This window comes from Pseudomonas sp. IPO3749, assembly GCF_013386605.1.
Lineage (GTDB): Bacteria > Pseudomonadota > Gammaproteobacteria > Pseudomonadales > Pseudomonadaceae > Aquipseudomonas > Aquipseudomonas azotoformans_A.
This window is the reverse complement of record NZ_JACARN010000015.1, coordinates 82,066-93,981: the sequence shown is the minus strand read 5'-3', so window position 1 is coordinate 93,981 and position 11,916 is coordinate 82,066. Positions and strand designations below refer to the sequence as shown.

10 protein-coding genes are annotated in these 11,916 nt (G+C 61.5%); 8 read left to right on the top strand and 2 right to left on the bottom strand.

What is annotated here, in order from left to right; genetic code table 11:
• The 7 genes from HX812_RS07560 (at position 1) to HX812_RS07530 (ending at position 8,206) form a co-directional block, all read left to right on the top strand.
• Complete coding sequence (locus HX812_RS07560; RefSeq protein ID WP_177077317.1) at positions 1-1,014, top strand: GlxA family transcriptional regulator; 1,014 nt, start codon at positions 1-3, stop codon at positions 1,012-1,014.
• Positions 1,015-1,151: 137 nt separating this feature from the next.
• Positions 1,152-1,874 (top strand): GntR family transcriptional regulator, encoded by a 723-nt coding sequence (locus HX812_RS07555; protein WP_038851408.1) that lies wholly within the window; start codon positions 1,152-1,154, stop codon positions 1,872-1,874.
• An 83-nt stretch (positions 1,875-1,957) separates the two neighbouring features.
• Positions 1,958-3,277: an FAD-binding oxidoreductase gene (locus HX812_RS07550; RefSeq protein WP_038851410.1), complete on the top strand. Its 1,320-nt coding sequence runs from the start codon at positions 1,958-1,960 to the stop codon at positions 3,275-3,277.
• A 161-nt stretch (positions 3,278-3,438) separates the two neighbouring features.
• Positions 3,439-4,770 carry an MFS transporter gene (locus HX812_RS07545; RefSeq protein ID WP_038851411.1) on the top strand — a complete coding sequence of 444 codons (1,332 nt, stop codon included), beginning with the start codon at positions 3,439-3,441 and terminating at the stop codon, positions 4,768-4,770.
• A 38-nt stretch (positions 4,771-4,808) separates the two neighbouring features.
• On the top strand, positions 4,809-5,711 hold the full coding sequence (locus HX812_RS07540; RefSeq protein WP_038851412.1) for a dihydrodipicolinate synthase family protein: 903 nt from the start codon (positions 4,809-4,811) through the stop codon (positions 5,709-5,711).
• Positions 5,711-7,207 (top strand): aldehyde dehydrogenase, encoded by a 1,497-nt coding sequence (locus HX812_RS07535; RefSeq protein ID WP_038851413.1) that lies wholly within the window; start codon positions 5,711-5,713, stop codon positions 7,205-7,207. The genes HX812_RS07540 and HX812_RS07535 overlap by 1 nt, the downstream gene beginning before the upstream one ends.
• A 114-nt stretch (positions 7,208-7,321) precedes the next feature.
• Positions 7,322-8,206: a DMT family transporter gene (locus HX812_RS07530; protein WP_038851414.1), complete on the top strand. Its 885-nt coding sequence runs from the start codon at positions 7,322-7,324 to the stop codon at positions 8,204-8,206.
• Between the two features lie 60 nt (positions 8,207-8,266).
• Here the strand turns inward: HX812_RS07530 and HX812_RS07525 are convergent, their stop codons facing one another.
• A complete protein-coding gene (locus HX812_RS07525) occupies positions 8,267-9,043 on the bottom strand; it encodes a hypothetical protein (protein ID WP_038851416.1) in 777 nt (258 codons plus the stop codon).
• Between the two features lie 140 nt (positions 9,044-9,183).
• Here HX812_RS07525 and HX812_RS07520 point away from each other — a divergent pair, with 140 nt between their 5' ends.
• Positions 9,184-9,855: a TetR/AcrR family transcriptional regulator gene (locus HX812_RS07520; RefSeq protein WP_038851417.1), complete on the top strand. Its 672-nt coding sequence runs from the start codon at positions 9,184-9,186 to the stop codon at positions 9,853-9,855.
• Here the strand turns inward: HX812_RS07520 and HX812_RS07515 are convergent.
• The gene (locus HX812_RS07515; RefSeq protein WP_038851418.1) at positions 9,852-11,888 is read right to left on the bottom strand and encodes an NADH:flavin oxidoreductase; all 2,037 of its coding nucleotides are present in this window, start codon (positions 11,886-11,888) and stop codon (positions 9,852-9,854) included. The genes HX812_RS07520 and HX812_RS07515 overlap by 4 nt on opposite strands.
• Positions 11,889-11,916: the final 28 nt, after the last annotated feature.

The following is an 11,916-nucleotide window of genomic DNA, read 5'->3' as shown; positions in this document are numbered from 1 at the left end:
GTGGTAGTGCGACGTCAATTCAGTGGTGCTATGCATGGCAAGAACCTGCGTTACCTCAATGATCATCACGGCCAGGAGGTGCGCAAGGCGCGGGCGGGGTTTGTATTGCTGGAGCACTTTTCGCTGCCGGCGTTTACCCAGGCGCTGGACACTATCGTCACCGCCAACCTGTTGCGCGCGGATCTGTTCGCCACGCGCACCTTCGGCCTGGTCTGCGATGAGGTGGTGAGTGACCTGGGCCTGGTGATCCGTCCCGACGCGCGCCTGACCCTGGAGGCTGTGCTCGATCTGGATTTGCTGGTGATCTGCGGCGGTTATCGCACGCCGCTGCGTTACAACGATGAATTGACCGTACTGCTGAGTGCGGCGGCGGAGCAGGGCGTAACGCTGGCGGGCGTGTGGAACGGTGCTTGGTTTCTGGGGCGGGCGGGGCTGTTGGAGGGATACCGATGCGCGATTCACCCCGAGCATCGCCCTGCATTGGCCGAGATCGCGCGGCTCAGTCATGTCACCAGTGAAGCCTACGTGGTGGACCGTAACCGTCTGACGGCATCGAGCCCCACCGGCACGTTCTACATGGCGCTGGAGTGGATCCGCAGCTTGCACGGCAAGAGCCTCACCGACGGTATTGAAGACATCCTGGCGTTTGAGGCGTCGCGCTTTCGCCGGATCAAGCCGATGTTGAACGTTTCGGTCAGTGGGCCGCTGCGCGAAGTGATCAACCTGATGGACGTCAACCTCGAAGAGCCGTTGCAAATGGTCGACCTGTGCCTTTACGCCGGGCGCTCGAGGCGACAGATCGAGCGGCTGTTCAAGGAGCAACTGGGCACCTCGCCGCAACGCTATTACATGGACCTGCGCATCACCGAGGCACGGCGCTTGTTACAGCACACCTCGCTGACCATTGTCGAGGTGTCGGTCGCCTGTGGTTTTGTCTCGCCCAGCCATTTCAGCAAGTGCTACAGCGCCTATTTCGGCCATCGTCCGTCCAAGGAAATCCGCCTGGTCAAATAGCTGGAAAGCCCCGCTGGCAAAGGGTTTCAACTGAATTTAACACTGTGTATTTTAATTGTAGACACAAAGTATTTTGTTGTTTTATAGTGCGAATACAGGTAGTAGACCGTGTGCACTTACTACTAGGAAGGTTTCACATGGCTACCAAAGAACTCACTACACCGGCTTCGGCCGAGCCAAGCATCGATCGCAAGACGGTACTGGGTGAAGCGCTGCGGCGTCGAATCCTCAGCATGGAACTGGCACCCGGTGCGGTGGTGGACGAGCTGGCGTTGTGTGATGAATTCGGTTTGTCGCGCCCACCGGTGCGTGAACTGATGCGGCAGATGGCGGCGGAAGGGTACATCGACCTCGAAGCCAACCGCGCCGCGCGGGTGTCGGCCATGAGTTACCAGTCGCTGCGCAGTTTTTTCCTGGCGGCACCGCTGATTTACATCGCCACCACGCAGCTGGCCTGCTCCCACGCAACGCCTGCCGAGGTGGTGGAGTTGAAGCGAATCCAGGCGCTGTTCCGTATCGCGATCGAGGAAAAAGATGTCGAGAACCGTGTGTTGTACAACGACGAGTTCCACCTGCAAATCGGCAAGATGGCCCACAACGCCTACCTGATGCCGAGCTTGCAACGCTTGCTGATCGACCACGCACGCCTGGGCAAAATCTTCTATCGCCATCCGACCACCGTCGACATGCAGGAAGACCTGGAAGTGGCCGCGCAGCAGCACGACGAGATGATCCGTGCAATCGAACACCACGATCCGGTCTCGGCCGGGGAAATCGTGCGGGCCCACCTCGAACTGTCCCGTCGGCGGATGTCCGAGTACGCGGCGCCCGAAGGCCTGGATGTAGCGCTCACCTTCTGATCGGTTGATGCCGGGCCAGTGTGACGCGATGCAGACGGGTAGCTGTTAGCTCTAACAACTATAAAAGAACCCAGGTCGCGAAAATGGCACTCATCAGAAACACCCCGGCAGACGATTCAACCTGTGGCTGGTTTCACCTCAGCCCACCGCGCGTGGCACGCCCGCGCCACAGCGGTATCCGCTCGGCGCGCTGGGCCGTGGTCGGGGCGGGGTTCACCGGCCTTGCGGCGGCGCGTCAACTGGCGCTGAATTTTCCGGATGACGAGATCGTGTTGATCGAAGCCCAGGAGGTCGGCTACGGCGCTTCCGGGCGCAACGCCGGTTTTGCCATCGACTTGCCCCATGACATCGGTGCCGAAGACTACATCGGCGACATCGCCACCGCCCGGATCAGCATGGAGCTCAATCTCGCCGGGCAGTCCATGCTGCGTGCGCTGGTAGAGCAGCACAACATCAACTGCCAGTGGCGCGATTGCGGCAAGTACCAGGCCGCCGTCGAAGACCGTGGCATTGCCGTGCTGAATGCCTACCGCCGTGGCCTCGACAAACTCGGCCAGGCCTATCAAGTGATCGAAGCCGACGATATGCCCAACCACATCGGCACCGGTTTCTACCGCAAGGCCCTGTTCACACCGGGCACCGCACTGGTGCAGCCAGCGGCGCTGGTGAAAGGGCTGGCGGACACCTTGCCGGCCAACGTGACGCTGTACGAAAACACCCCGATCACCGAAGTGGAGTATGGCGACAAGACCGTGTTGATCCACAAGGGCGGGCGCATCATCGCCGACAAGCTGGTGCTGACCAACAACGCGTTCGCCATGAGCTTTGGTTTCCTCAAGAGCCGTATGCTGCCGATCTTCACCTACGCCAGCCTGACCCGACCGCTGGACGAAGACGAGCAGGCACGCCTGGGTGGCCATCCATTCTGGGGCGTAATCCCCGCCGACCCGTTTGGCACTACGTTGCGCCGCACCGTCGACAACCGCCTGCTGGTGCGCAACAGCTTCAGCTTCAACGCCGACGGGCGCAGCAACCCCAAGTACCTGCAGCGGTTCGTCAAGCGCCACAAAGAGTCCTTCGACCGCCGCTTCCCACTGCACCGCGAGGTGACGTTCGACTACACCTGGGGAGGCTCCCTCAGCCTGTCGCGCAACCATATGGCGCACTTCGGCGAGTTGGCCAAAAACGTCTATGGCGCGCTGTGCTGCAACGGCCTGGGCGTCACCCGCGGCACGGTTACTGGCACCTTGCTGGCCGAATGGCTGGCGGGCAAGCGCAATCACCTGGTGGACTTCCTGTTGACGTCCCCGGGCCCGAGCAGAAACCCACCGGAGCCGCTGTTATCAGCGGGTGTAAACATGAACTTGCTATGGGGGCAAAGCCGCGCCGGCCAGGAAAGCTGATTCGCAACACGCTCGTTACGCAATACCGAACTTAATCTATTGATTGGAAAACAGCAGGCGTTTACGCGACTGCGGTTTCTGATTGAGACGGCTTTCATTCGCCTGGATTTCAAGTGTGCGTTGTACCCCGGCGAATGAACGAAGCGAAGTAGGAGATAATAATGACAAGTCCGAATGCCTCAGTTGAGGATGTACCGCTTAACAATTTTCACCGATTGCTCACGGCCCGTTCGGGCGGTGGTTCATTTGTGGATGGCTATGTATTAAGCATTATCGGCATTGCGATGCTGCAAGTGACCGGTGCACTGGAACTGACCGAGTTCTGGCAAGGCCTTATTGCCGCCTCTGCCTTGATCGGCGTGTTCTTTGGCGGTTTTATCGGCGGCTGGCTGACCGATAAGTTAGGGCGCAAGAAAGTTTATTTCATTGGCCCGTCGTTATTTATTGTGTGTTCCCTGGCGCAGTTCTGGGTGGAGTCGGCCTGGGCATTGTTTGCCCTGCGCTTCATCATCGGCCTGGCCGTGGGCATTGAATACCCCGTTGCCACCTCCTTGCTGGTGGAGTTCCTACCGAAGAAGCAACGCGGCCCTCGGCTGGCCGCCCTGACCATCCTCTGGTTCGCCGGGGCGGCATTCGCCTATGTGGTCGGCAACGCGATCCTCAATACCGGTGCCGACGACGCCTGGCGCTACGCTCTGGCCAGTGCCTCGGTGATCGGGCTGGTGCTGTTTGTGCTGCGCCTGGGTACGCCGGAATCGGCGCGTTGGTTGCTGAGCAAGGGCCGCGAGGCCGAAGCCGAGCAGGTCATCAAGCGCGTCTATGGGCCGCACTACTCGTTGCGTGACCTGCCGGAGCAACCCGACGAACGCAAGATGACCTTTCGTGACCTGCTGCGCTCGGGGTACGGCAAGCGCTTGTTCTTTGTCTCGGTGTTCTGGTCCTGTTCGATCATCCCCGTGTTCGCCGTTTACGCATTCGCCCCCAAGGTCTTGCAAGCCCTCAACCTGAAAGGCGAGTGGGCCTCCTACGGCTCGATGTTCATCACCTTGCTGTTCGTGGTGGGTTGCGTGCTGGCCACGCGGCTGATCAACACCATCGGTCGACGCAGCATGCTGATCAACAGCTTCCTGTGGTCAGGCCTTGCCTTGCTGTTGCTGGCGGCGTTTTCCAATAGCCACGAAATTCTCGTGCTGCTGCTGTTCGGCGCCTACGCCGTGTTCATCGGCGGCGCCCAGGTGCTGCAACTGGTTTACCCGAACGAACTGTTTCCCACCGAAATCCGCGCGTTCGCCGTGGGCATCGGCACCTCACTGTCGCGAGTCGGCGCTGCCATCGGCACCTACCTCGTACCGCTGTCGCTTCACTCGATTGGTATCGGCAACACCATGTACGTCGCGGCTGGCGTGACGTTCATCGGCCTGGCCGCCGCCTGGGCCATGGCCCCGGAAACACGTTCGCTGAACTTGCGGGACGCCGCTGCGTTGAGCAGTTGAGCGCAAACCACATCACTTTCACTGTTGGAGAAACACCCATGAAGTTTGAAGGCATCTACACCCCGGCAATCACCCCGTTGACCGCCACCGGCCAGATCGACAGCGCCGCGTTCGCCGACGTGCTGGAATACCTGATCGAATCCAAGGTACACGGCGTCATCATTGGCGGCTCCACCGGCGAGTACTACGCGCACACCTCTCAGGAGCGCATCGACCTGGCTGCCCACGCCAAGGAAGTCATTGGCAACCGCGTCGCGTTGATCGTCGGCACCGGCGCCATCCGCACCGAAGATTCGGTGGAATACGCCAAGGCCGCCCGTGCGATCAAGGCTGACGCGATCCTGGTCGGTTCGCCGCCTTACGCACTGCCCACCGAACAGGAAAACGCCATCCACGCCCTGGCCGTGGACCAGGCTGCGGGCCTGCCGATCATGCTCTACAACTACCCAGGCCGCATGAGCGTGAGCATGGGCGATGAGTACTTCAAGGCCGTGTCCGCTTCGAAAAACGTCGTGGCGATCAAGGAAAGCTCGGGCGACATGGGCCAGGTGCACCGCCTGGCCACTCAATACCCGAACATCGCGTTGTCCTGCGGCTGGGATGACCAGGCCCTGGAGTTCTTCGCCTGGGGCGCCCGCAGCTGGGTGTGTGCCGGTTCCAACTTCGTGCCGCGTGAACACGTCGCCCTGTATGAAGCCTGCGTGGTCGAAAAAGACTTCGACAAGGGTCGCAAGATCATGAGCGCCTTCATGCCGCTGATGGACTTCCTCGAAGGCGGTAAATTCGTCCAGGCGATCAAGGCCGGTTGCGCCTTCAATGGCCTGCGTACCGGCAGCGTGCGCGCACCGCTGCAGCCGTTGACCGAGAGCGAAAACCAGGCGCTGCAAACGGTGATCACCAACCTCAAGCGCGACGTTGCGCAAATCGTCGGAGGTGCATGATGACTCACCTGCTCAGCGCCGCCGAATACGCGGCCATCGCCCAGGACATCCAGTTTCCCACCACGTCCTTCATCAACGGCGCGGCCCACACCTCGGGTTCGGGCAAGACGTTCACCACCACCAACCCGGCGACCGGCGAAGTGCTGGCTGAAATCACCGCGTGCAACAGCAACGATGTGGACTACGCCGTGGCTTCGGCCAAGCAAGCGTTTGACGACGGCCGTTGGCACAAGCTCAGCCCCGGCACGCGCAAGAAAGTCCTGCTGCGTTTTGCCGACCTGCTGGAACAGCACTCCCACGAACTGTCCGTGCTGGAAAGCCTGGACAGCGGCAAGCCGGTGCGTGAGTGCCAGCTGACCGACGTGCCGGAAACCATCCACATGATCCGCTGGCATGCCGAGCTGATCGACAAGATCTACGACAACACCGCCCCAGTCGGCGCCGACGCCTTGACCCTGGTGGTACGCGAAGCCATCGGCGTGGTCGGCCTGGTGCTGCCGTGGAACTTCCCGCTGCTGATGCTGGCCTGGAAAATCGCGCCGTCCCTCGCGGCGGGTTGCTCGATCGTGGTCAAGCCGGCCAAGGAAACCACGTTGACGGCGCTGCGCGTGGCCGAGCTGGGCGCCCAGGCCGGGATTCCGGCGGGCGTGTTCAACGTCGTGTCCGGCGGCGGTCGTGAAGTGGGCGAACCGTTGGGTCGCCACATGGACGTCACCATGGTCAGCTTCACCGGCTCCACCGACACCGGGCGCCTGTTCCTGCAGTACGCGGCAGAGTCGAACCTCAAGCGCATCGTGTTGGAACTGGGCGGCAAAAACCCGGCCGTGGTGATGAACGACGTGGCCGACCTGGATGTGGTGGCGGGGCATATCGTCAATGGTTCGTTCTGGAACATGGGCGAAAACTGCTCGGCGTCTTCGCGCCTTATCGTCCATGCCGATATCAAGGACGAACTGCTCAAGCGCATTGGCGTGCAGTTGCAAGCGTGGAAGATGGGCAGCCCGCTCGACCCGGACAATCGCCTGGGCTCGATGGTCAGCCGTGCGCATTTCGATAAGGTCAGCTCGTACCTGGTGCAGGCCGGCAACGAAAACCTGCGCGTGGTCTACGGTGGCAAGACCCAAGGCGATATCTACGTGGAGCCGACCGTGGTCGATGGCGTGGGGGCCGACAGTGTGCTGTTCAAGGAAGAAATCTTCGGCCCTGTGCTGACCGTCACGACGTTCAACACCCTGGAAGAAGCCATTGCCCTGGCCAACGACACCATCTACGGCCTGGCGGCGTCGGTGTACACCGATAACCTGCGCAATGCGATCAAGCTCTCCCGCGAGATCCGTGCCGGTATCGTCACCGTCAACTGCTTCGGCGAAGGCGATGCCTCGACCCCGTTCGGTGGCTACAAGCAGTCGGGTTTCGGGGGGCGCGACAAGTCCATCTGGGCACACGACCAGTACACCGAGATCAAGACCATCTGGATCGACGTGTCCGAAGGTTAAAAAACCAGGCGTCCCTCTACAAAGCTCCACGCAAGCGGCGATTGGGGCGCCTTCCTTTCCACCGGGTCAACAATAAGAAGTCCACGGCCCAGCTCGTTTTTTCGAAGCCTTTTCATGACTGCCTATCGTACTGCCCTTACTTCTGCCCATATCACTGCAATTCTGTTTGGCTTGACCGGTATTTTTGGCGCACTGATCCACGCCAGCGCCAGTGTGATCACCTTTGGCCGTGCAGCCTTTGCCTTGCTGGCCCTGGGGGTGTTCGCACACCTGCAGGACCGCGCGCTGCTGCGCGGCCTGAACCTCAGGAAACTCGGCATCTATGCCGTCTCAGGGCTGATGCTGGCCGCGCACTGGATCACGTTTTTTATTGCGATCAAGGTCGGTGGCGTCGCTGTCGCCACCTTGGGCTTTGCCAGCTTTCCGGCGTTTATCACCTTGCTCGACATGGCGGTGTTCCGCGACCGGCCGCGCCTGGCTGAAGCGCTGTTGCTGCTGTTGGTCACGCTCGGCCTGATACTGGTGACACCCTCGTTCGAGATCGCCAACCAAGGCACGGTCGGGCTGCTGTGGGGGATTGCCTCGGGGCTGTCGTTCGCCTTGCTGGCCATGACCAACCGCCGCGCCACCGATGGCCGAAATGGCGTGCAAGTGGTGTTCTGGCAGAACGCTACCGTGGCGCTGTTCATGGCGCCGGTTGCAGTGTTCGACCTGGTGGCGCTGGAGCCTGTCGATTGGCTCAACCTCGCCATTCTCGGCGTGCTCTGCACGGCGGTGTCCCAGGCGCTGTTCTTCAAAAGCCTCAAGGGTTTGAACGCCCGCAGCGCAGGCATGATCATTTCCCTGGAGCCGGTGTACGCGATTGCCTGCGCCTGGTGGCTGTTCCATGAAGCGCCGTCCTACCGGATGTTGGCAGGCGCGGCGTTGATCGTGCTGGCGATTGTGTTGTCGGCGCAGGGGGAGGGCGCCGCCCCTAAAGGCACCGCGCAGCCTGGCTAAGTGGTGTAGCAGTCGCCGGCACCCATCCGGTAGCGGTGACACCAGATCCGAGCGTTTGCATCAAGCCGCAGGCCTGACCCGAAAAGCCAGGAACACCGGGCCCCCTGGAAACGTGCTGACCTCCAGTTCATCCAGCGGGTTGAGCGTGCGTGTACGGTTTCCGGCATTGCTGTACAGCGTGTGGGTGCTCGATGCGGCGATGTTGATTTTGCCGGCTGCCGCCTGGATCAACGTGGCCCTGAAGCCTTCAGTCACATCGTCTCCCACTGTCAGCGTGACGTCCGTATTGCTGATGACCAGGATCGACTTGCCGGAGTCCGCCATGCTCAGGGCTCTGCTGCCGGTGATCGAGATATTGGTGTGCACATGGCCCCCGGCGTGATAACTGACCATCCGGGGATCGGCAAAGACGCGGGCGAACGCCCCCACATAGTTGACGCTGGCGCGCATGTCATCGAACTGTTCCACCACGTAGGTGCCAATGCTGCCGGTGTCCGCTGCGTCGGCATCCAGCGCCCATTTGCGGCCTACCATTAGTCCGATCTGGGTGTTGGCGCGTACGCCGGCACGCACCTCTTCGAGAAACAGCGTGCCGACCTGGCCACCGCCGTTGCCTTGGGCATAGGTCAGTCGTGCTATGGAGTGGCTGTCACCGGTCGGGCTGCCTTGGGCGGTATTGACGCGATAGTCGACACAATCCGCCGAGACGATGGTGGTGGTCGTGTTGGCGTCAGGCGACCAGGTGAAATCCAGGGCTCTGCCGGTTTTGGCCTGCTCGAATGTGGTGGTGGGTTGGGAGGTGGTGGTAGAACCTGACTGCTTCAAATTGTCGTTCATGATGCTCATCCTTAAGTTATCTAACTGTACATAAATACAGTAGTCCGGATTTTTTCTTCATGCGATTTTGCCGACGAACTGCACGCGTGGATGGGTGCGTGTAGAGTGACCGGCAATTCCCCGGCAAAGGTGACCCAAGGATGTCGCAACCCGCAAAACCGCGAGGCAAGAACCAGGACACAGGCTGGCGCGGCTCGGTCGATGTGTGGCTGGACGCCGCCTACGCGGCCCTCAAAGAATCCGGTATCGACGCCGTGCGCGTGATGCCCCTGGCCAAGCAGCTGGGCTTGTCACGCACCAGTTTCTATTGGTTTTTCGAGGACCGTGAGCAACTGCTTTCCGCCTTGCTGAGCCGTTGGCGCGACAAGAACACCGGCAACCTGGTGTACCAGTGCGAGCGCTATGCCGAGAGTATTTCCGAGGCCATTCTCAACGTCTTCGAATGCTGGTTGAACCCGGAACTGTTCGACTCGCAATTCGAATTCGCCGTGCGCAGTTGGGCGATGCAGTCGGCGGAGGTCGCGGCAGAAATCGCGCAGGCCGATGACGCCCGTATCAACGCCTTGACCGGCATGTTCCGACGTTTTGGTTACGACGACGAGGCCGCCGATGTGCGTGCCCGGACCATTTACCTGACGCAGATCGGCTATATCTCGATGAACACCACCGAAGAGGTCGTGGTGCGGTTCCGGCGTATTCCCCAGTATGTCAGCGTGTTCACCGGCAAGGCCCTGAAGCGGCGTGAACTGGACCGCTTCTATGGGGCGTTTGGCTATGCCGAAACCACTCCGGGGGTGTTTGAGCGTTTTTAAAGGTCCTTGACCAACCGCAACGCATCGTAGATCGCCGCATGGGTGTTACGTGCGGCCACTGCATCACCGATCCTGAACAGTTGGAAGCGACCTTCAGGGTTGGTCACGATGTTCTGCGCGTTCCCTGCGATCAAGTCCTGCTGCTCGACCGCGCCGCCATTGCTGGAGTGCGCACGCAACTCGAAGTACAGGTCATCCAGGGGAAGCGTGCCATGGTTGACCACCACCTGGTCGACCACCCGCTGCTTGTGCACCGCGCCGTAGTCACTGCCAAAACGGGCGAGCAGTCGACCGTCGCGTTTCTCCACCGTCTCGACCCGATAGGTCACAGTAAAGGTCACGTCCAGGTCCTGCAGGCTGCGCATGTAGGGCACCAGGTTCATGGCCATGACTTCCGGGGCGAACGCGCGGTCCGGGGTGACGATTTCGACGCTGGCGCCACTTTGCGCAATCACCTCGGCGGCTTGCAGCGCGGCGTGGTCGCCGGCGTCGTCGAAGATCAACACATGACGCCCCGGCTTGACGTCGCCGGAAATGATGTCCCAGGTCGACACCACCAGCTCATTGCCCGCGGCCAGCACGTCGGTGTGCGGCATGCCGCCGGTGGCGACGATCACCACGTCCGGCTCATGGGCCAGCACCGTCTCGGTTTCGGCCCAGGTGTTGAAGTGGAATTTCACGCCCAGGCGTTCGCACTGGGCCATGCGCCAGTCGATGATGCCGATCATCTCGCGGCGCCGCTCGCTCAGGGCGGTCAGGCGGATTTGCCCGCCGGGCTGGTCCGCCGCTTCCAGTACGGTCACATCATGCCCGCGCTCGCCGGCAACGCGTGCCGCTTCCAACCCGGCCGGGCCCGTGCCGATGATCAGTACTTTGCGCTTCACCGCAGCCTTGGGAATCTCATGGGGCATGCTGGTTTCACGGCCGGTCGCCGCGTTGTGGATGCAGTAGGCGGCGCCGCCCTGGTAGATGCGGTCCAGGCAGTAGTTGGCGCCGACGCAGGGGCGGATGTCGTCTTCACGCCGCTCGATGATCTTGCGCACGATGTGCGGGTCGGTCATATGGGCGCGGGTCATGCCGACCATGTCCACCTTGCCCGACGCAATGGCGTAGCGCGCGGTGGCCACGTCCGGGATTTTCGCCGCGTGGAAGGTGGGGAAGCCGGTGGACGCGCGGATCTCGCCGGCAAAATCCAGGTGCGGCGAGTTGCGCATGCCCTGGATCGGAATCACGTCAGTCAGCCCCGCGTCGGTATCGATATGCCCACGTACCACGTTGAGGAAATCCACCAGCCCGCTGTCCTTGAGCATATGCGAAACCTGCAGGCCCTCACTGGCGTTGAATCCGCCCGGCAGCGCTTCGTCGCCGGTGTAGCGCACGCCCAGCAGAAAGTCCTCACCGACGCGCTGGCGAATGCCGCGCAGGACGTCGAAGGTAAAGCGCATGCGGTTTTCCAGGGAACCGCCGTAAGGGCCATCCAGTTCGTTGGTCAGCGGTGACCAGAACTGGTCCATCAAATGGCCGTAGGCTTGCAGCTCCAGGCCATCCAAGCCGGCGGCCTGCATGCGCTCGGCGGCATCGACGTAGTCCTTGATGATCCGCTCGATGTCCCAGTCTTCCATCTTCTTCGGGAAGGAGCGGTGTGACGCCTCGCGACGGTGCGACGGCGAGACCACCGGCAGCCAATCAGCCTTGTCCCAGCGTGTGCGCCGGCCCAGGTGCGTCAGTTGGATCATCACTGCCGCGCCGTGTTCGTGGCACTCATCGGTGAGGTCCTTCAACCAGCCGACCACTTCATCTTTGTACGCCAGCACGTTGTTGAACACTGGCGGGCTGTCCCGCGACACGGCGGCGGAGCCTGCGGTCATGGTCAAGGCCACGCCGGCCTTGGCGCGTTCGACGTGGTAGGCGCGGTACAACGCCTGCGGCATGCCGTCCACCGGGTAGGCCGGTTCGTGGGCCGTGGTCATGATCCGATTGCGCAGGGTCAGGTGCTTGATTTTGTAAGGCTGCAGCAGGGGATCGCTGGACATTATTCTGTGCTCCGTAGTGGGCATCATC

What these genes read in the sequence shown, in the direction of transcription:
- HX812_RS07525 (WP_038851416.1), bottom strand. Translation starts at nt 9,043, where the DNA reads ATGAACGACAATTTGAAGCAGTCAGGTTCTACCACCACCTCCCAACCC.
- HX812_RS07555 (WP_038851408.1), top strand. Translation starts at nt 1,152, where the DNA reads ATGGCTACCAAAGAACTCACTACACCGGCTTCGGCCGAGCCAAGCATC.
- HX812_RS07535 (WP_038851413.1), top strand. Translation starts at nt 5,711, where the DNA reads ATGACTCACCTGCTCAGCGCCGCCGAATACGCGGCCATCGCCCAGGAC.
- HX812_RS07530 (WP_038851414.1), top strand. Translation starts at nt 7,322, where the DNA reads ATGACTGCCTATCGTACTGCCCTTACTTCTGCCCATATCACTGCAATT.
- HX812_RS07550 (WP_038851410.1), top strand. Translation starts at nt 1,958, where the DNA reads ATGGCACTCATCAGAAACACCCCGGCAGACGATTCAACCTGTGGCTGG.
- HX812_RS07540 (WP_038851412.1), top strand. Translation starts at nt 4,809, where the DNA reads ATGAAGTTTGAAGGCATCTACACCCCGGCAATCACCCCGTTGACCGCC.
- HX812_RS07545 (WP_038851411.1), top strand. Translation starts at nt 3,439, where the DNA reads ATGACAAGTCCGAATGCCTCAGTTGAGGATGTACCGCTTAACAATTTT.
- HX812_RS07520 (WP_038851417.1), top strand. Translation starts at nt 9,184, where the DNA reads ATGTCGCAACCCGCAAAACCGCGAGGCAAGAACCAGGACACAGGCTGG.
- HX812_RS07515 (WP_038851418.1), bottom strand. Translation starts at nt 11,888, where the DNA reads ATGTCCAGCGATCCCCTGCTGCAGCCTTACAAAATCAAGCACCTGACC.